A 19,593-nucleotide genomic window follows, 5' to 3' on the forward strand; every position below is an offset into this window, starting at 1 on the left:
CCCGTGAGTCTTATTCTAAACAATTATTCAATATTCTGGACTTGCTCTCTCATTTTTTCCAGCAAACTTTTCATCTCAACTACCTGAAAAGCAATCGACGAATCATTGGCCTTGGAGCCAATGGTGTTAATTTCTCTATTCATTTCCTGGAGGAGAAAGTCTAATTTTCTTCCTATCGGTTCAGTTGCAGAAAGAGTTTGCGAGAATTGTTTAATATGGCTGAGCAGTCTTGTAAGTTCTTCATTAATATCAGATTTATCCGCAAAAATTGCTGCTTCTGTTAGCAATCTTGCTTCTTCTAATTGCCCGCTTAATAAATCCTTCATACGTTTTGCAAGCTTTTCCTGATATTGCAGAACAACTGTAGGAGCATACTTTTTCAATTGAATGACCCGTTCATTTAATTTATCAAGATTATAATTTAAATCTTTTTCAAGTTCTATACCTTCTAATTTTCGCATCTGCAATAATTGAGAGCATGCCTCTTCAACAGCAGAAAGCAAGACCGCTTCCAAATCTTCGCTATTCGCATCTTTTTCTGCGATCGAGATCAGTTCTTCTCTTGTTAAATCCTGAACGGAAATATCATTAATAATGTCATATCTATTTTTAATTTCATTTATGTAATGTACATATTCGTCTAATAATGCCCAATCGATTTGTACATGACGATTGACAAGGCTTTGACCTTCAATTGTAATATATACCTCTGCACGGCCCCTATTGATAAATTCATTTAGCTTTTTCTTTATTTTATCTTCTAAGTATATTAGCTGCTTCGGCATTCTAATTTGGTATTCAGCAAATCGGTGGTTTACTGTTTTAACTTCAACTAATGCAGTGAAAAAACCTTCATTCTTTTTTCCTCTGCCAAAACCAGTCATACTAACGACCATTTTAAACACGCCCTGCCATTATAATTGCAATTGAAATACACAATTAGTTCGTATTTTATCATAATTAAAGAAAAATGTATTTAAAAAATGTGTAAAATGTTATTATAACGTCAATCCAGATGAAAAAAGGTAATAGAGAGCTCTCTATTACCTTTTGAATTATATCATATATTATTTTCTTTTTCTTGCCAAAAATGAACCAGCAAGTAAAAAAGTAGGAACAGCTGACAAACCTACTACCATAAACCAATCTTTCGCTAAGACAGGTACAGTGTGGAAAATCGGCTGCAGCGGCGGATAGTAAATGACTACAAAGAGCAAGAGCAATGAAGAAATAACTGCCCAAACTAAATATTTATTGCCAAAAGGGTTTCTGGCAAATACAGATTTTTCACTTCGGCAATCAAATACATGGATAAGCTGAGCAAGAACTAGGGTTGAAAACGCAATCGTTTGTGCATATTCTAAATGATCTGGGTTCGCATGGTAAGCAATGATAAAAGCTATTAATGTTACAATCCCGATTAAGAAACCTCGAGAAACAACCTTCCAGCCGAGCCCCCTCGCAAATACACCCTCTCTAGGATTTCGCGGATTTCGTTTCATCACATCATCTTCTGGCTGATCAAGCCCTAAAGCCATCGCAGGTAATCCATCCGTCACTAAATTGACCCAGAGAATCTGAATTGGCACTAAAGGCAGCGGATAACCAAGCATCATCGCAAAGAGCATGACCAGAATTTCACCTACGTTAGATGCTAGTAAATAACGGATAAACTTTCTGATATTTTCATATATGTTTCGCCCTTCTTTAATTGCCGCCTTTATTGTTGCAAAATTATCATCCAATAAAACTAAAGCCGAAGCTTCTTTCGCCACATCTGTCCCGGTTATCCCCATTGCTACGCCAATATCAGCAGCCTTTATGGCCGGTGCATCATTCACGCCATCTCCAGTCATTGCAACGATATGTCCTTTGTTTTGCAATGCTTTAACAATTTTTAATTTGTGTTCAGGAGACACGCGGGCAAATACAGATACATCATCCACAACTTCCTCAAGTTCTTGTACATTCATTTCAGATAATGCATTTCCATCTAAAACCTTTGAATTTTTAGTAAGAATCCCAAGTTCCTTTGCAATTGCTTTTGCAGTAATCACGTGATCTCCCGTGATCATTACAGTTTTTATTCCGGCCTCTTTACATTCCTTTACTGCTTCCTTAACTTCTGGTCGTGGCGGGTCAATCATTCCTTGCAATCCAATAAATGTGAGATCGCGTTCCGCTTCATTTTCATGAATTATCATCGTTTTTGCAGGAATTTCCTTGTAGCCAATCGCAATAGTTCTTAATGCTTGAGAAGCCAGACCTTCAATTGCTTCTTGGATTTTATTGGAAACATCACGATTCATAAATTGCCGCTTTCCATCCCAAAGAACACTGCCAGAAACACCAACAAGAACATCAGGTGCTCCTTTAGTTACGATAAATTGCCGGCCATTATGGTCTTTCACAACAACGCTCATCATCTTTCTAGAGGAATCAAATGGAAATTCTTTAATGATCTTATACTGGCTTAATATCGTATTGCGGCTATAGCCAGCCTTCATTGAAGCAACAAGCAATGCTCCTTCTGTCGGATCCCCGTCTATCACATACTCTTTGTTTTTTTGTTTTATTTCAGCGTGATTACAAAGCATTCCAAACATTAGAAGCTGCTGCAGCGTTTTATCATCCTTAACATCTATTTGTTTATCATTTTGATAGAAACTACCTTCCGGTTCATAGCCAACCCCATCAACACGCCAAACCTTTCCGCCGCTCCAAAGATGGGTAACAGTCATTTTGTTCTGTGTCATCGTTCCTGTTTTGTCGGAGCAAATGACAGAGGCACATCCAAGAGTCTCAACAGCTGGGAGCTTTCTAACAATTGCTTTTTGCTTAATCATTCTTTGCACTCCGAGAGACAAGGCTACTGTGACAATAGCTGGGAGTCCTTCCGGAATAGCTGCAACAGCTAATGAAACTCCTGCAAGGAACATTGTATAAATATCATGTCCTTGTACGACACCGGCGACAACTACTAAAATAGTTAACAGCAATGCGACTGTTATAAGGATTTTTCCTAACTGTTCTAGTCTACGCTGTAAGGGAGTCGTCATTGTTTCCGCATTTTGCAATAAATCTGCAATCTGCCCCATCGCTGTTTTCATTCCTATCGCTACTACTAGACCCCTTCCGCTTCCGCGAGTAACTAAAGTGCCCATAAATGCCATGTTCTCCATATCACCGATCCCAAGATTAGCAGCCTTTAGTTTCCCCGTAGTTTTGGATACAGGCAAAGATTCACCTGTAAGTGCTGATTCCTCAATTTCTAAGCTATTTGATTCTATTAACCTAACATCCGCACCAATTCGGTCCCCGCTTGAAAATTTTATTATATCCCCAACAGCAATTTCTTTCGAAGGGATTTTTATCCATTCCCCGTCCCGTAAAACAGTAACCTGAGGTGCTGAAAGCTCTTTTAAGGCAGCTAATGATTTTTCTGCTTTTCTTTCTTGAAAAAATCCGAGCAGACCATTAATAATAACAATTGCAATAATAGCAACAGCATCTATGTATTCACCTAGAAGACCTGAAACAAGGGTTGCTGCTAATAACACTAGAACCATAAAATCTTTAAACTGGCTGAAAAATAATAATAAGGCAGATTGTTTCTCTCCCTCATCCAGTTCATTGTAGCCAAATTTTTTGTGACGGCCTTTTACATCATCACTTGTTAAACCTGCACTTATGTCAGAATTAAGTGCTTGTTCAACTTCTGTTTCGTTCATTTCATGAAATTTCATTCAGACATCACACTTCCTCCCTATTGTCTAGCTGCAGCTCCTAACCCCGACATACAGGACACTTGTCGTGCTCTTTTTTCCACCTCGAAGTGTCGGGGCTGTACAGTCGCCTCGCTTTTCTAATTTCTTGTAAAAAAGCACATGCTTGTACAAACTAGAGAAACCAGCCTTATCTAAAGAAAGCTTATTCAGCCTCGTCCAAAAAAATGCTATTATTATTTTAGGACTAAAGCTTATATCACTTATTTAGTTCGAATTCCTAACAATTGTTAAATCTAAGAGCTTAGATTCAAGAAAACAAAAACGCTACTTAAGAAAAGGATGTTCCTATATGTCATTTGATGGTTTATTTTCAAGGGTTATGACGGAAGAGCTTACCCGAGAATTAAAAGGCGGTAGAATTAATAAAATTCATCAGCCTTATAAAAATGAAATTATATTAGTAGTAAGAGCAAATGGAAAAAACCATAAGCTCCTCCTATCAGCACATCCAAGTTATGCTCGTGTACAGCTTACAGGCGAAAGTCATGATAACCCTTCTGAGCCTCCGATGTTTTGTATGTTGTTGAGAAAGCACCTTGAAGGATATTTTCTTGAGGATATAAAGCAGGTTGGAATGGACCGTATCATTATTTTTGAAGTAAAAGGAAGAAACGAGATTGGAGATACATCCTATAAACAGCTAATCGTAGAGATTATGGGACGTCATAGCAATATTACTCTTGTGGACAAATCAAGGAATATGATTCTTGACAGTATTAAACATGTATCATTTGCGGTGAATTCGCATAGAGCTATTTTACCTGGACAGGAATATAAATTACCGCCAAGCCAAAACAAACTCGATCCGTTTGAAGCAAACGAAACGGAAATATTAAAGGGAATAGATTTTAATAGCGGTAAGCTTGATAAACAGCTTGTTGCTGTATTTGCGGGAATATCTCCTCTTTTTGCAAAAGAAGCAATTTATCAAGCTGGCCTAGCAAACCGAGCAACATTGCCTAAAGCTTTTATGTCCCTAATACAAAAAATAAAGGAACACGGTATATCTCCATCCATTACTGCAAATGGAAATAAAGAAAGCTTTTATCTTTTTCCACTTTACTATTTACAAGGAGAAGTGAAGGAATTTCAATCTCTTAGCGAAATGCTCGACAGATTTTATTTTGGCAAAGCAGAACGTGACCGTGTTAAGCAGCAGGCAAATGATCTTGAGCGGTTTATTATTAATGAAAAAGAAAAGAATGAAAAGAAGATTGATAAGCTTATAGCTACATTAAAAGATGCTGAAAATGCTGACATACATCAGCTTTATGGAGAGCTGATTACAGCAAACATATTTAATATGAAAAAAGGGATGAAGGAAATAGAGGTAATCAATTATTATGATGAAGACGGCGGAACTGTCCTAATCCCATTAGACCCGCAAAAAACACCATCTGAAAATGCCCAAAAATATTTTACAAAATATCAAAAGGCAAAAAACGCTATCAATATTGTAAAAGAGCAAATTAATATTACGAGAAATGAGCTCGCCTATTTTGAAGCATTAATCCAGCAGGTCGAATCCGCTTCACCTAAAGATATAGAAGAAATTCGAGAAGAGCTGATTGAAGGAAATTATATTAAAGATAAACAAAAACGTAAAAATAAAAAGATACAAAATGCCAAGCCCATTCTTGACCGATATGCCTCAACCGATGGGACTGAAATTCTTGTTGGTAAAAATAATAAACAAAATGACTTCTTAACGAATAAGCTTGCAGGCAGAGATGAAATCTGGCTGCATACGAAGGATATACCAGGGTCTCATGTTGTTATCCGGAGTAAGGAGCCTTCAGAACAGACCATCTTAGAAGCCGCTGTCCTTGCAGCCTATTATAGTAAGGCACGCAGTTCAAGCTCTGTACCTGTTGACTTCACTCAGATCAGACATGTTAAAAAACCTAGCGGAGCTAAGCCAGGTTTCGTTATTTATGAAAATCAGCAAACCATTTATATTACACCTGATGAAGACACAGTACTATCATTAAAGGTATAGTAAAAGGCAAGCCATTCAAGCTTGCCTTGTTTTTTTATATTTACTTCCCCCATTCGACAGGGTCTTTTCTCCATTCTGAAAGCTTCTCCATGTCATCTTCTTGAATATAGCCTTTTTCCTTCGCAACTTCAGATAATGTTTCAAAATCAGTTAATGTGTAAGCTATAATTCCAGCATTATCGAGCAGTTCCTTCCCTTTCTGCAGCTGATAAGAGAAAATCGCGACTACCCCTAATACTTCACAGCTTGCGTTTCTTAAAGCTTCAACGGCAGTAATGACACTTCCTCCTGTTGAAATTAAATCTTCAACAACAACAACTTTTTGACCAGGCTCCGCTTTACCCTCTATTTGATTTCCTTGACCATGACCTTTTGGCTTTGAACGAACATAGCTCATAGGCAAGTTAAGCAGATCACTAACCCAAGCTGCATGTGGGATTCCTGCTGTTGCAGTACCGGCAATAAGTTCTACGGTTGGAAATTTTTCTAAAATAATATCCTTTAATCCATTTGCAATGTCTTTACGGACAGACGGGTAGGATAAAGTTAGACGATTATCACAGTAAATTGGCGCACGAAGCCCAGATGACCATGTGAATGGATCATTTGGTTTTAATGCGACTGCTTTTATATCAAGTAAGCTTTCTGCTAATATGCGTTTCATTGTTGTGTACCCTCCCAAGATTGTTTAAATAATAAATATTTTTCCAGCGGGCTTTCTGATTTTGTAATGGAACGTCCAACTACAATTGAAGAAACCCCTTCAGATTTAGCAAATTCAGGTGTTGCTACACGTTTTTGATCCTGTACATCGTCAGACTTTAAACGAATACCAGGAGTAACTGTTAAGAACGTGCTACCAAGCAGCTGATTAATTGGTCTTGCCTCAAATGTTGAGCACACAACACCATCCAAATTTGCTTGTTTAGCAAGGGAAGCATAATGAAGTACCGAATCTTCAAGTGAAACAGGAATAAGTTGTTCCTTTTTCATTTGCTCTTCAGACGTGCTTGTTAATTGAGTAACAGCAATACACGCAGGTCTAGCTTGTCCGCTTGGCGTCCCTGAATCTAGGCCTTCGAGAGCGGCTTCCATCATTTCTTTTCCGCCTGCAGCATGTACATTTACAAGATCACATCCGAGTCGAGCTAATCCTTTCATAGCACTCTTCACTGTATTAGGTATATCATGAAGCTTCAAATCTAAGAAAATATCGTGTCCCTGATTTTTTAATTCATGGACGATGCTAGGACCTTCTTGATAAAACAATTCCATACCAACCTTTAAAAATAACCTTTCATCACCGAACTGTTCAAGAAAACGCAGCACCTCATTTTTCCCGGCAAAGTCCATGGCGATAATAATTGATTGTTTCATGCTTATTTCCAGCTCCTTCCTGTACATTCGGAAATATGTTCAAAACCTAGACGATGTAGTAGTTCAGGCAATTCTTCTATTATAGTAGGACAAACAAATGGATCTACGAAGTTAGCTGTTCCTACAGCTACTGCACTTGCTCCCGCATAATAATACTCGATTACATCCTCAGCAGTTTGAATACCGCCCATGCCAATAATAGGCAGAGAGACACGCTGGCTTACTTCATGAATCATTCGAATCGCAATCGGTTTAATGGCAGGACCTGAAAGGCCTCCTGTCCCATTAGCTAAAATAGGCTTACCAGTCTTCAAATCAAGTCTCATTCCAACTAACGTGTTAATCATCGTTAATCCATCGGCACCGCCATCCTCGATTGCTTTCGCCATATCAACAATGTTTGTTACATTAGGTGATAGTTTTACGTATACAGGAACTTCCGATACTTCTTTGACCTTTTTAGTTAAGTTTTTAGCTACTTCTGGAATGGTTCCAAATGCAATGCCTCCTGTTTTTACATTCGGGCATGAAATATTTAATTCGAGTGCATGTACATTTGGTGCTTTCGATATTTCTTTCGCAACAGCAATATAATCTTCTTCCAATGAGCCAGCTACATTAGCGATGATCGGAACATCAAATTGCTCAAGCCAGCGAAGCTCTTCATTTACAACTCTATCTAAGCCCGGATTTTGCAATCCAATTGCATTAAGCATGCCAGCAGATGCTTCAGCCACTCGCGGGGTCGGATTTCCAAAACGAGGTTCATAAGTCGTTGCCTTTATCATAATAGCACCAAGCATGCTTAAATCAAAAAGCTGGCTGAATTCTCTTCCGAACCCAAAACAGCCAGATGCAGGCATCACGGGATTTTTCAATTGTAACCCTGGCAGGTTTACTTCTAATGATTTCATAATACAACCTCCCCTGCCTTGAACACTGGACCATCGCTGCAGACCTTTTTATATGTGTATCCTGTCGGATCGTCACCAGTATGACATACACAAGCGAAGCATGCTCCAATTCCACAGCCCATCCGTTCTTCTAAAGAAAGATAAACCTTTTTATGTTTATACGCTTGTTCTAATGCCTTTAACATTGGAGTAGGACCGCATGAATATAGAATATCAAACTCAATTTCCTCATCTTCAATGACATTTGTGACAAATCCTTTTCTTCCATAGCTTCCGTCAACTGTTGCCACATATGTTTCTCCATGATGCGTAAACTTCTCATCGTAAAAAACAGCATTTTTTGATTGGAACCCGAGCACATGGATAACATTTACACCTTTATTAACTAGCCTTTTGGACAGTTCAAATAGAGGGGGAACACCAATTCCTCCTCCAACTAATAAAGCTGTTTCTCCTGGCTTTGCTTCATCCAGTGGAAATCCATTGCCTAAAGGACCTAAAATATCGATGGCATCGCCTGCTCTCTTCTGTGAAAGTAAACGTGTCCCTTTTCCTTCAGCTCGATAAATCATTGTGAATTCATTTTGAGTTTTGTTAATTTCAGCAATACTAATCGGTCTTCTTAAAAGTGGATCGTATTGATCCGAAACTTTTAAATGAACGAATTGACCAGGCTCATTCATTTCGTGAACAAGCTCACCCCTTAGAGTGAGCTCAAAAATATGTTCAGCTATTTCATTTTGGGAAAGGACTGTACACAATTCTTTTTTTATCATGCTAACACCGCCTTCTTATGATCAACTAGACTTTGCATGGAATCTGCTGAGAAGTTCATTGACTCAATTACTTGTAAAATTGCGTTTGCTGTATCTAGAGAAGTAAAACAAGGAACGCCATTTTCTGCTGCCTCTCGGCGGATTCTGAATCCGTCTCTTTCCGGCTGTTTGCCTTTTGTTAGCGTATTGATAATAATTTGTGCTTCCCCATTTTTTATGCAATCTAGAAGAGTAGGTTCTTCCGAATTTATTTTGTTTACCGTTTTTACAGGTACTCCTGATGATTGAAAATATGCTGCAGTGCCATTAGTGGCAAGGATCATATAACCGCAGGACACAAAACGCTTGGCAATTGATAATGCTTCTTCCTTATCCTTATCTGCCACAGTCATTAGGACAGTGCCAAATTTATTAATTTTTATTCCTGAAGCTACTAAACCCTTATACAATGCCTTTTCTAAAGTTTGGTCTTTCCCCATAACTTCACCGGTAGATTTCATTTCTGGCCCCAGTGTCGTATCCACCTGTCTTAATTTAGCAAAAGAGAACACCGGTACTTTTACAAACACACCGCTTCTCTCACTGACAAGACCTGGCTCGTAGCCTAGATCTTTAAGCGCGTGTCCTAAAATGACCTTTGTTGCAATATTTGCCATTGGGATATTCGTAATTTTGCTTAAGAAAGGCACTGTTCTGCTTGATCTTGGGTTAACCTCAATAACAAATACCTCTCCATCTGCTACAACATATTGAATATTTAATAATCCAATAATACCTAAACCTTTTGCTAACCTATTCGTATAATCTATAATCTTTACTTTTTGGTCAGATGTTAAGCTTTGTGGTGGATAAACCGCAATTGAATCTCCAGAATGAACGCCAGCTCTTTCAATATGCTCCATTATTCCAGGGATCAATATGTTAGACCCGTCAGAAATGGCATCCACTTCGATTTCTTTCCCTGTCAGGTACCTATCAATCAATACAGGGTGCTCAGGATTAATTTTCACAGCATTTTTCATATAATGCAATAGCTCATCTTCTTTATACACTATTTCCATTGCTCTCCCGCCAAGGACATAAGATGGGCGAACAAGCACCGGATATCCGATAGAGCTTGCGATATTGATGGCTTCTTCAACTGTAAATGCAGTTTTCCCCATTGGCTGCGGAATATTTAAAGAGGCTAATGTCTGTTCAAATTTATCTCTATTCTCTGCACGATCTAAGCTTTCTAAGGACGTTCCTAAAATATTTACGCCCCTTTCTACAAGCTTTGCTGCAAGATTAATCGCCGTTTGGCCGCCAAACTGGACTATTACACCTTTAGGCTGCTCGAGATCAATAATATGCATTACATCTTCAATTGTAAGCGGCTCGAAGTAGAGCTTATCAGATATGCTAAAGTCAGTCGAAACAGTTTCTGGATTATTATTAATGATTATTGCTTCATAGCCTGCCTCTTTTATTGCCCATACTGAGTGAACAGTTGCATAATCGAATTCAACACCTTGCCCGATCCGGATTGGGCCAGAACCCAATACAACTACGCTTTTTCTTTGTGATACAATTGATTCATTTTCCTCTTCATACGTACCGTAATAATAAGGAGTTTCTGATTCAAACTCTGCAGCGCAAGTATCAACCATTTTATAGACAGGGACAATCCCCTTCTCTTTTCTCCAATTGTATACTTCGATTTCCTGCACACCCCAAAAACGAGCGATAACAGAGTCAGCAAAACCCATTTCCTTCGCTTTCTTTGTAATCTCATAATTAAAAGGGGAGCTTGAGAGTTTATGTTCAAATGAAATGATTTTCTTCATTTTATGAAGGAAGAACAGATCTATTTGACTCCATTCATGAAGAGTATCAATATCAATGCCCCTTCTAAGCGCTTCACCGATGTAAAATAAACGTTCATCACCAGCCTTATGGATTCTTTTCTTAATGGTTTCGTTATCTTGATTTGAGAATTCATCTATAGAAAGGTGATATACATTAGCCTCTAGAGAACGAATAGCCTTTAGTAACGACTCCTCGAAAGTTCTGCCAATTGCCATAACTTCTCCAGTAGCTTTCATTTGAGTGCCCAAATAGCGATTTGCTGATTCAAATTTATCAAAAGGCCAGCGAGGGATTTTTGTAACAACATAGTCTAATGCTGGCTCAAAGCAAGCATATGTTTTCCCTGTGACTGGGTTAATCATTTCATCTAAAGTTAAGCCTACAGCAATTTTTGCTGCTAATTTTGCAATGGGATAGCCTGTAGCTTTTGATGCTAAGGCCGATGAACGGCTAACGCGTGGATTTACTTCAATGATATAGTAGTTGAAGCTGTTAGGATCGAGTGCAAGCTGAACATTGCATCCGCCCTCAATTTCTAATGCACGGATAATTTTTAAAGATGTATTTCTTAATAGCTGATATTCGCGATCACTTAATGTCTGGCTCGGAGCAACCACAATGGAATCTCCAGTATGGATGCCAACAGGATCTATGTTCTCCATATTACATACTACAATGGCATTATCATTTGAGTCTCTCATAACTTCGTATTCTATTTCTTTAAAGCCGGCAATACTCTTTTCAAGCAAGCATTGGTTTACTGGGCTATGCTTTAGTCCACTCGTAACAATGTCTATTAATTCTTCTCGATTTTGGCAAATCCCTCCGCCTGTTCCTCCTAAGGTAAAAGCTGGCCGGACAATCACCGGATAACCGATTTTATCTGTAAATGTAAATGCTTCTTCTAAAGAGTGAATAATTTCACTTTCAGGTACTGGCTCATTTAGCTGATTCATTAATGTTCTAAATAAGTCACGATCCTCGGCTTTTTCTATAGCTGAAAGCTTTGTTCCAAGGATTTCAACACCACATTCATCTAGAACCCCTGATTTCGCCAGCTCAACTGCTAAATTAAGCCCAGTCTGCCCTCCCAAAGTAGGGACAAGCGCATCAGGTTGCTCCTTGCGGATAATACGACTAACAAACTCTAAAGTGAGAGGTTCAATATATACTGCATCAGCGATCTCAGTATCTGTCATAATTGTTGCAGGATTAGAATTAACTAGAATGACTCTATATCCTTCTTCCTTTAACGCGATACATGCTTGTGTTCCAGCGTAATCAAATTCTGCAGCTTGACCGATTACAATCGGTCCTGATCCGATGACTAAAATACTTCTAATATCAGTACGTTTTGGCATTCTTAATCCCTCCCTGTTCTTCTTGGTCAATCATTTGCAAAAATTGTTCGAATAAATTATTTGCATCCTCTGGCCCTGGAGATGCTTCTGGGTGATATTGAACAGTAAAGGCAGGAAAAAGTTTATGTCTTATTCCTTCAATAGTTTCATCATTTAATGCGATATGAGTAACTTCAAGCTGAGTATTTGAAATGGAGTCTTTCTCTACTGTGTAGCCATGGTTTTGTGAAGTAAGTACCACTTTCCCCGTCTTCAAATCTTTAACCGGGTGGTTTGATCCTCGATGACCGAATTTCATTTTTTCAGTATTTGCACCACATGCGAGAGCGAAAAGCTGATGTCCTAGACAAATGCCAAATAGGGGAACCTTTCCGAGCAGCTCATTAATCATGTCAATTGCTTCTGGCACATCTTTCGGGTCACCGGGTCCATTAGATAACATGACTCCATCAGGGTTTAAGCTTAGGATTTCTTCAGTTTTTGTGTTATATGGGACAACAATTACATCACAGTCACGTTTGTTTAATTCCCGTAAAATCCCATGTTTCATCCCATAGTCTACTAAAACAATTCTCTTTCCTCGACCTGGACTAGGATAAGGAGTTTTGGTAGAAACCTGCTTTACTTGATCATTTCGAAGCTTTATCGCTTGCAGCTTTTCTATTATTTCCTTTGGGTTTTCATCAATACTGCAGATAGCTCCTTTTAATGAACCGTACTGCCGAATAATTCTAGTCAGCTTTCTAGTATCAATTCCGGCAATTCCAGGAATGTCCTTCATTTGAAAATATTGATCCAATGTACTTTCATTTCTCCAGTTTGAAGGAAATTCTGCTGCCTCTTTCACAACAAACCCTGAAATTGCGGGGATAATAGATTCAAAGTCATCTCGATTTATTCCATAATTCCCAACAAGCGGATAAGTAAGTGTAACAATTTGTCCGCAGTAAGAAGGATCTGACAGGATTTCTTGATATCCTGTCATCCCTGTATTAAAAACAACCTCACCAATCGTAGATGAGTCACTGCCAAACCCTTGACCAATAAAAACTGTACCATCCTCTAAAATAAGTTGCTTTTTCATGAACGAACACTTCCAATACTCCAAGCAATCTTTCCATTTACCATTGTTAACGCTGGCCAACCTTTACATTCCCAGCCGCCAAAAGGTGTATTTCTCCCTTTTGATAAAAATTGTTCAGGATTAATTTTTTCTGTTCGGTTTAAATCAAGCAATACAAGATCTGCATCAGCACCGACCTCTATTTTCCCTAAGTCAAGGCCGAAAGCTTCAGCTGGTTTTATCGTTAAATAGTCAATTAATTGTTTTAAAGTGAAAATTCCCTTTTCAACAAAATGTGTATATAGAAGTGGGAATGCCGTTTCTAAACCGACAATGCCAAATGGCGCTAACTGCATACCTTCTGCTTTATCTTCTGCTGTATGTGGAGCATGGTCTGTAGCAATAAAGTCAATCGTGCCATCTAGAATTCCTTCAATAAGAGCTTCTCTATCTTGAGCCCCTCTTAAAGGTGGGTTCATTTTATAATTTGTATCTAAGCCTGGAATATCTTCATCACATAGCAGAAGATGATGAGGTGTTACTTCTGCAGTCACTTTAATGCCTGCTTTTTTTGCATCCCGGACAACTCTGACTGATTCTTTCGTACTTATATGGCATACATGGTAGTGACAGTCCGCCGCTTCCGCAAGTAATACATCCCTAGCAATATGTACAGATTCACATACTGAAGGAATTCCATTTAAACCATGTTTCTTTGAAAAAGTTCCTTCATGAACAGAGCCTTTATTGATTAATGTATTTTCTTCGCAATGAGCAACAATTGGCATATTTATTTCAGCCGCTTTTTTCATAGCCTCAAGCATCATAGCGGCTGATTGAACACCAACTCCATCATCCGTAAAGGCAAAAGCACCTTCATTTTTCAGTGCTTGAAAGTCTGTCAGCTCTTGACCAAGCTCTCTGATCGAAATCGAAGCATACGGCAATACCCGAACTGCAGCAGTTTCCTTTATACGCTTATTTAAATTTTCCAACTGTTCCTTTGAATCTGGAACTGGTCTTGTATTAGGCATAGCTGCTACTGTCGTAAAGCCGCCTTTTGCTGCTGACATTGTTCCAGTTTCTATAGTTTCCTTCTTCTCTCCGCCTGGTTCACGAAGATGGACGTGCAGATCAATAAATCCAGGGGAGACTAATAATTCACTAGCATCAATTGTTTCTGATGCTTCCCTAGTTAAATCTTCCCCTATCTCAACAATCTTTCCAGATTCAATAAAGATATCTCTTTTAATTAATTCACCTTCATTAGTTAGCAACTGGCCATTTTTTATGAGTGTCGACATCTTTAGCTCCCCTTTCAGATTGTTCAAGTGCTCTTTTTAGTACTGCCATACGAATATACACACCATTTGTCATTTGCTTGAAAATTCTTGAACGTTCACATTCAACTAAGCTATCGGCAATTTCCACATCACGATTTATTGGTGCAGGATGCATAATAATGCTTCCTTGTTTCATATTTCTTTCTCTATCTTCTGTTAATCCGAAAGCTTGATGATATTCTTCTGCTGTTCTTTCCCCTTTTACCTCATGCCGCTCATGTTGAATACGAAGGAGCATAACAACATCAGAAGTGGATGTAGCTGTATCAATATCTTCATAAACCACGCCATTTTCTAGAATACCTTGATCGAACCACTCTTCTGGTCCTGAGAATACAACCTTTGCACCAAGTCTTACTAATGTATCAGCATTTGATCTAGCCACCCGGCTATGTCTAATATCTCCGATAATCGCAACCTTTAAGCCATCAAACCGGCCAAATTCCTGCTTGATTGTTAACAGGTCTAGCAAAGATTGTGTTGGATGGTGTCCGCATCCGTCACCAGCATTAATAATTGAAACATCTGTTTTTCCTTCTAATGCATCAAAGTAACGGTCCTCACCATGACGGATAATAACAGCATTGGCGCCTATCGCTTCGAGTGTTTTTACAGTGTCATAAAGAGTTTCACCCTTTTGCACACTTGATGTACTTACCTCGAATGGAATAGTATCTAGTCCAAGTCTTCTTTCTGCAACTTCAAAGCTGCATTTCGTTCTAGTACTGTTCTCATAGAATAGATTGGCTACGAATATGTTTTTCCCTGGTGTCCATGAACCGCCGTCTAAAAAGTATTGAGCATCTTCAAGGATTGTATTAATTTCTTTAATTGTTAGATCAGTTGTAGTTAGTAAATGTTTCATTATTTTATCCTCCTATTCTTCTGAAAAAACACCCTGACATTTTGTCAGGGTGCTGAAGAGTTGAAGAGACAATTTGGCAACAGATTCATTACATCCATTAAACCGAATCACTTCAACACCCTTACAAATCTCTCTGGACTTACTTAAAAGGCGTGGAAATTTATTTATTAATCTAAATCAGATTCAAACATATTGTCTTTCACCTGTTCACGGCCAGGTAAAATGAGGTTTAAAATGACACCGCAAATGGCTGCTAAGGCCATGCCTTGAATTTGCAATTGACCTACATCAATATGAGCACCGCCAATACCGACAACAAGGATGACTGATGCAATGACAAGGTTCCGCTTTTCGCCAAAGTCAATCTTACTGTCTACTAGCATTCTCATACCAGATGAAGCAATGATTCCAAATAAGAGGATTGATACCCCACCCATAACTGGTGTCGGAATAGAGCTGATTAGCGCAGAGATTTTGCCAATAAATCCAAAGATAATCGCAATTACTGCTGCACCAGCAAGCACGTATACACTGTAGATTTTAGTTATTGCAAGAACCCCGATATTTTCACCATATGTTGTTTTAGGTGGACCACCCATGATGGCAGAAATCATCGTTGCTGTTCCATCCCCTAAGATTGAACGATGTAATCCAGGATCCTTAATATAATCTTTATTGACTACTTTTCCTAGGACAAGCTGATGACCAATGTGCTCAGAAATTGTTACGATTGCAACCGGAAGCATAAGGAGAAGAATATCTCCAGTGATCTTTAAATCGTAATCGACAAACGGAAAGACAAAGTGCGGAACAGCCACCCAAGCAGCTTCTTTAACACCTGTTAAGTCGACAATTCCTACTGCAAACGCATAAATGTACCCAATAATAATTCCTGCTAAAATCGGGATCATGCTCATCATACCTTTAAAATAGATCGAGAAGATGATGGTAACAGCTAAAGTTACAAGAGCTACAGAGAAGTGCAGCATGCTGTATTTTTGTGTTACCGGATCATTCATTGCCATTCCTACTGCTGTTCCTGATATCGCTAACCCTATTACCATAATAACTGGTCCAACAACAATCGGAGGCAAGAGATTCATTAGCCAGCGGTATCCGCCTTTTTTGATGATTAGTGCAACAACCCCATATAGTAAACCTACCATAAAGCTTCCAATCATCATTGCGCCAATTCCGCCGGCTTTACCTGCCATTTGCAGCGGAATAATATAAGCAAAGGATGAACCTAAGTAAGCTGGCACCTTCCATTTCGTGATGATTAGAAAGGCTAGTGTACCAAAACCGCTTGAAATTAATGCGATTGCTGGATCTAAGTCAACTAAGTAAGGAACTAATACGGTTGCACCAAACATGGCGAATAAATGCTGTAAGCTTAACGTAAGCCATTGCAGCGGTGATGGAACATCTTTAATATCTAATACTGGTTTGTTCATGGTATTCCCTCTCCTGCCTAGATTTCAATATTAATCGGGCTTTTTATATTTTTAGCCTCTTCCCATAAAAAAACCCTCTTTTGCTAAATGCACAAAGAGGGTATAAGAATACAGCTGAACACTGTCATCCTTAGATATCCCCCTTTGTCAGCCTCTCTGGACTGCATTTAAAAGGGTCTATTTAATTTTCGTAAATACTTACTTGATCTTCCTCGTCAACTTCCTTTAATTCAACAACGATTTTTTCTGAGCTTGATGTCGGGATGTTTTTCCCCACAAAATCTGCTCGAATAGGCAATTCTCTATGTCCTCTATCTACTAGGACAGCGAGCTGAATGGATGAAGGTCTTCCAATATCCATTAGAGCATCTAGAGCAGCTCGTACAGTTCTTCCAGTATAAAGAACGTCATCAATGAGGATAACCTTTTGTTCATTAATATCTTTTGGAATATCTGATCCTTTTACTAGCGGCTCTTGGCTTGCTGTAATTTTTGTTAAATCGTCTCTGTAAAGAGTTATGTCTAACTCACCTACAGCAATTTTTGCTCCTTCAATTTGTTCAATTCGTTCCGCAAGACGGTTAGCAAGATAGATCCCTCGAGTACGGATTCCCACGAGAACACAGCCTTCAATTCCTTTATTTTTTTCAATAATTTCATGAGCGATTCTCGTTAATGCTCTCCTTATTGCTTGTTCATCTAGAACTATTGCTTTCTGTGAAATGTTAACCACCTCTTTTTTGATAAGCGCCTTCGTCAGGCACCAGGCTAGACATGTTTTATTTCAACAAAAAAACTCTCGCCGTTCTGGCGAGAGGTATAGGAGTATCTTTAGTCAGTCAAGACAATAAAGTATGTCAAGACTCATATCCGTTTCCTTCTCAGCCTCACGGGACTGTGATTAAAGGATCTTATTCAACTAAAATAATTTTATTGTACGAACAGGGATATGTCAATTATTATTTTTTCAGCTGCTCGATTAACTCGACAAAATAATCTGGTATAGGAGCTTCAAATTCCAAATATTCACCTGAACGAGGATGAACAAATCCGAGTACCCCCGCATGCAATGCTTGCCCATTAATATCAAGAGTTTTTCTTGGTCCATACTTTGGATCTCCTGCTAGCGGATAGCCAATATACTTCATATGCACTCTAATTTGATGGGTTCTGCCTGTTTCAAGCTGGCATTCAATTAAAGTAAAATCATTAAATCTGTCGAGAACATGAAAATGCGTAACAGCCTTCTTTCCATTCTCAGTTACCGTCATACTTTGTCTATCTTTAGGATCGCGTCCAATCGGTGCGTCGACAGTTCCATAATCATGAGGAATGACACCATGAACGATTGCCTTATATTTTCTAGTAACCGTTTTTTCAACAAGCTGGTTTACAAGGCTTTCATGAGCAAGGTCGTTTTTTGCTACCATTAATAAACCAGAAGTATCTTTATCAATCCGATGAACTATGCCCGGTCGCATTACCCCATTAATTCCTGATAAATCTTTACAATGTGCCATTAGCCCATTAACAAGTGTTCCAGACAGATGCCCCGGAGCAGGATGAACGACCATTCCTTTAGGTTTATTGACAACCAAAACATCCTGATCTTCGTAATAAATATCTAAATTCATTTCTTCAGGTACTACATCTAATTCTTCGGGTTCCGGAATATGAATGACAATTTGATCATTAATATTACATTTATAATTTGTTTTTATTTTCAGACCGTTAACGAGAACATGATCATCTTTGATCCATTGCTGTACTTGAGTTCTCGACCACTCCTTATTTAAGGTCGAAAGAACTTTATCTATTCTTTCTCCTGCCTGTTCCTCAGGAATGATGTGTTCCACTTTCTCCATTAGATTTCTCCTTTTTCGTTACTCTCTCTTCTAGAAGCATTTGTATCATAAGCATTGCTACACCGATTACTAAAGCTGAATCAGCAATATTAAAGACAGGGAAATCATAGCCGAATATATATGTGTTAACAAAATCAACTACTTCTTTTCGAAATACCCGGTCTATAAAGTTTCCGATTGCTCCCCCTAGCATAAATCCTAAGGACACCCCTAACAGCCATTTTCCCTTTGCTGCCTTTTGAATGTAATAAATAATTCCAATAATAACAATTACAGTTATTAAGTAAAAAAACCACATTTGTCCTTGTAAAATTCCCCAAGCAGCCCCTTTGTTGCGATGAGAGGTAATATAAAGGAAATTTTCAATTACTTCTACACTTTCTCCCAACTGAAAGTTTTTAACGATAAGCCATTTTGTAAATTGATCAAGCGCAATAATAAATACGGCAATTATGTAAAAAAACACAAAGGCAACCCCCAACATTCACATTGTCTTACCTTTGCATTTTAGCACATTATATATAAAAAACACAGTTACATGGACTAATGAAAAATCCCTTTGCGAAAATAACCATCAATTTTTTGATAATCGTCAAGGGATTTAATGGTAGGTACCATAGTAAGCAATTCTTCAGGTATAAGTTCACCTGAAATTTCACATCTTCCAAATAGACCTAATTCAATTTTATTTAACGTATCTTCAACATCTGATAGCTCTTCTTGTATGATTGGCTTAATTAAGGGTGAAGCATCGTCATCGTTAAGCCTCTCAATTAGTTCCATTCTAGTTTTACGGAGTTCCGAATAAAGGGTTTCTGCTTTAGCGTCCATTTATGCTCCTCCGTTCTATTGATTTTAAATTATTATTACCGTTTAAGTGCATTAAAGTCAGTGTAAGTTTTAACAGTGGGTACAACAATTAACAGAGGGCCGGATTTTG

Annotated in this window: 15 protein-coding genes and 1 pseudogene; 1 reads left to right on the forward strand and 15 read right to left on the reverse strand. The window is 38.5% G+C overall.

Going from position 1 to position 19,593, the window contains the following annotated elements:
- Positions 1 to 23: 23 nt before the first annotated feature.
- Both H0173_RS02195 and H0173_RS02200 read right to left on the reverse strand, forming a co-directional pair.
- Positions 24 to 896 carry a YicC/YloC family endoribonuclease gene (locus H0173_RS02195; RefSeq protein WP_221844275.1) on the reverse strand — a complete coding sequence of 291 codons (873 nt, stop codon included), beginning with the start codon at positions 894 to 896 and terminating at the stop codon, positions 24 to 26.
- 171 nt (positions 897 to 1,067) lie between these two features.
- Positions 1,068 to 3,746, reverse strand: a complete 2,679-nt coding sequence (locus H0173_RS02200; protein WP_221844276.1) for a calcium-translocating P-type ATPase, SERCA-type — start codon at positions 3,744 to 3,746, stop codon at positions 1,068 to 1,070.
- A 331-nt stretch (positions 3,747 to 4,077) separates the two neighbouring features.
- Between H0173_RS02200 and H0173_RS02205 the strand changes: the two genes are divergently transcribed.
- Complete coding sequence (locus H0173_RS02205) at positions 4,078 to 5,787, forward strand: Rqc2 family fibronectin-binding protein (protein ID WP_221844277.1); 1,710 nt, start codon at positions 4,078 to 4,080, stop codon at positions 5,785 to 5,787.
- Positions 5,788 to 5,827: 40 nt separating this feature from the next.
- Here the strand turns inward: H0173_RS02205 and pyrE are convergent, their stop codons facing one another.
- The 13 genes and pseudogenes from pyrE to H0173_RS02270 form a co-directional block, all read right to left on the reverse strand.
- On the reverse strand, positions 5,828 to 6,451 hold the full coding sequence (pyrE, locus tag H0173_RS02210) for an orotate phosphoribosyltransferase (protein WP_221844278.1): 624 nt from the start codon (positions 6,449 to 6,451) through the stop codon (positions 5,828 to 5,830).
- Positions 6,448 to 7,164: an orotidine-5'-phosphate decarboxylase gene (gene pyrF / locus H0173_RS02215; RefSeq protein WP_221844279.1), complete on the reverse strand. Its 717-nt coding sequence runs from the start codon at positions 7,162 to 7,164 to the stop codon at positions 6,448 to 6,450. Before pyrF ends, pyrE begins: the two co-directional genes overlap by 4 nt.
- A gap of 2 nt (positions 7,165 to 7,166) precedes the next feature.
- Positions 7,167 to 8,078 carry a dihydroorotate dehydrogenase gene (locus tag H0173_RS02220; protein ID WP_221844280.1) on the reverse strand — a complete coding sequence of 304 codons (912 nt, stop codon included), beginning with the start codon at positions 8,076 to 8,078 and terminating at the stop codon, positions 7,167 to 7,169.
- Complete coding sequence (locus H0173_RS02225) at positions 8,075 to 8,854, reverse strand: dihydroorotate dehydrogenase electron transfer subunit (protein ID WP_221844281.1); 780 nt, start codon at positions 8,852 to 8,854, stop codon at positions 8,075 to 8,077. The genes H0173_RS02220 and H0173_RS02225 overlap by 4 nt, the downstream gene beginning before the upstream one ends.
- Positions 8,851 to 12,063 carry a carbamoyl-phosphate synthase large subunit gene (gene carB / locus H0173_RS02230; protein ID WP_221844282.1) on the reverse strand — a complete coding sequence of 1,071 codons (3,213 nt, stop codon included), beginning with the start codon at positions 12,061 to 12,063 and terminating at the stop codon, positions 8,851 to 8,853. Before carB ends, H0173_RS02225 begins: the two co-directional genes overlap by 4 nt.
- A pseudogene (locus H0173_RS02235) lies at positions 12,030 to 13,147 on the reverse strand (carbamoyl phosphate synthase small subunit). Before H0173_RS02235 ends, carB begins: the two are co-directional and overlap by 34 nt.
- Positions 13,144 to 14,430, reverse strand: coding sequence for a dihydroorotase (locus tag H0173_RS02240; protein ID WP_221844284.1), 1,287 nt, complete (start codon positions 14,428 to 14,430; stop codon positions 13,144 to 13,146). Before H0173_RS02240 ends, H0173_RS02235 begins: the two are co-directional and overlap by 4 nt.
- A complete protein-coding gene (locus tag H0173_RS02245; protein ID WP_221844285.1) occupies positions 14,393 to 15,334 on the reverse strand; it encodes an aspartate carbamoyltransferase catalytic subunit in 942 nt (313 codons plus the stop codon). The genes H0173_RS02240 and H0173_RS02245 overlap by 38 nt, the downstream gene beginning before the upstream one ends.
- Positions 15,335 to 15,501: 167 nt before the next feature.
- Entirely contained in the window at positions 15,502 to 16,788 is a 1,287-nt protein-coding gene (locus H0173_RS02250) for a solute carrier family 23 protein (protein ID WP_221844286.1), read from the reverse strand.
- 181 nt (positions 16,789 to 16,969) lie between these two features.
- Positions 16,970 to 17,512, reverse strand: a complete 543-nt coding sequence (gene pyrR, locus H0173_RS02255; protein WP_221844794.1) for a bifunctional pyr operon transcriptional regulator/uracil phosphoribosyltransferase PyrR — start codon at positions 17,510 to 17,512, stop codon at positions 16,970 to 16,972.
- A 235-nt stretch (positions 17,513 to 17,747) separates the two neighbouring features.
- On the reverse strand, positions 17,748 to 18,653 hold the full coding sequence (locus H0173_RS02260; protein WP_221844287.1) for an RluA family pseudouridine synthase: 906 nt from the start codon (positions 18,651 to 18,653) through the stop codon (positions 17,748 to 17,750).
- Entirely contained in the window at positions 18,625 to 19,119 is a 495-nt protein-coding gene (gene lspA, locus H0173_RS02265) for a signal peptidase II (protein ID WP_221844288.1), read from the reverse strand. The genes H0173_RS02260 and lspA overlap by 29 nt, the downstream gene beginning before the upstream one ends.
- 77 nt (positions 19,120 to 19,196) lie before the next feature.
- The gene (locus H0173_RS02270) at positions 19,197 to 19,484 is read right to left on the reverse strand and encodes a hypothetical protein (RefSeq protein ID WP_221844289.1); all 288 of its coding nucleotides are present in this window, start codon (positions 19,482 to 19,484) and stop codon (positions 19,197 to 19,199) included.
- Positions 19,485 to 19,593: the final 109 nt, after the last annotated feature.

Origin of the sequence: Bacillus sp. S/N-304-OC-R1 (assembly GCF_019749375.1) — a bacterium.
GTDB lineage: Bacteria > Bacillota > Bacilli > Bacillales > Cytobacillaceae > Cytobacillus.

Bases quoted from the DNA above. Each gene is read 5' to 3' on its own strand.
- H0173_RS02195 (WP_221844275.1), bottom strand. From the start codon at position 896: ATGGTCGTTAGTATGACTGGTTTTGGCAGAGGAAAAAAGAATGAAGGT.
- pyrE (WP_221844278.1), bottom strand. From the start codon at position 6,451: ATGAAACGCATATTAGCAGAAAGCTTACTTGATATAAAAGCAGTCGCA.
- H0173_RS02220 (WP_221844280.1), bottom strand. From the start codon at position 8,078: ATGAAATCATTAGAAGTAAACCTGCCAGGGTTACAATTGAAAAATCCC.
- pyrF (WP_221844279.1), bottom strand. From the start codon at position 7,164: ATGAAACAATCAATTATTATCGCCATGGACTTTGCCGGGAAAAATGAG.
- H0173_RS02260 (WP_221844287.1), bottom strand. From the start codon at position 18,653: ATGGAGAAAGTGGAACACATCATTCCTGAGGAACAGGCAGGAGAAAGA.
- H0173_RS02240 (WP_221844284.1), bottom strand. From the start codon at position 14,430: ATGTCGACACTCATAAAAAATGGCCAGTTGCTAACTAATGAAGGTGAA.
- H0173_RS02225 (WP_221844281.1), bottom strand. From the start codon at position 8,854: ATGATAAAAAAAGAATTGTGTACAGTCCTTTCCCAAAATGAAATAGCT.
- H0173_RS02245 (WP_221844285.1), bottom strand. From the start codon at position 15,334: ATGAAACATTTACTAACTACAACTGATCTAACAATTAAAGAAATTAAT.
- H0173_RS02205 (WP_221844277.1), top strand. From the start codon at position 4,078: ATGTCATTTGATGGTTTATTTTCAAGGGTTATGACGGAAGAGCTTACC.
- H0173_RS02200 (WP_221844276.1), bottom strand. From the start codon at position 3,746: ATGAAATTTCATGAAATGAACGAAACAGAAGTTGAACAAGCACTTAAT.
- carB (WP_221844282.1), bottom strand. From the start codon at position 12,063: ATGCCAAAACGTACTGATATTAGAAGTATTTTAGTCATCGGATCAGGA.
- H0173_RS02270 (WP_221844289.1), bottom strand. From the start codon at position 19,484: ATGGACGCTAAAGCAGAAACCCTTTATTCGGAACTCCGTAAAACTAGA.
- H0173_RS02250 (WP_221844286.1), bottom strand. From the start codon at position 16,788: ATGAACAAACCAGTATTAGATATTAAAGATGTTCCATCACCGCTGCAA.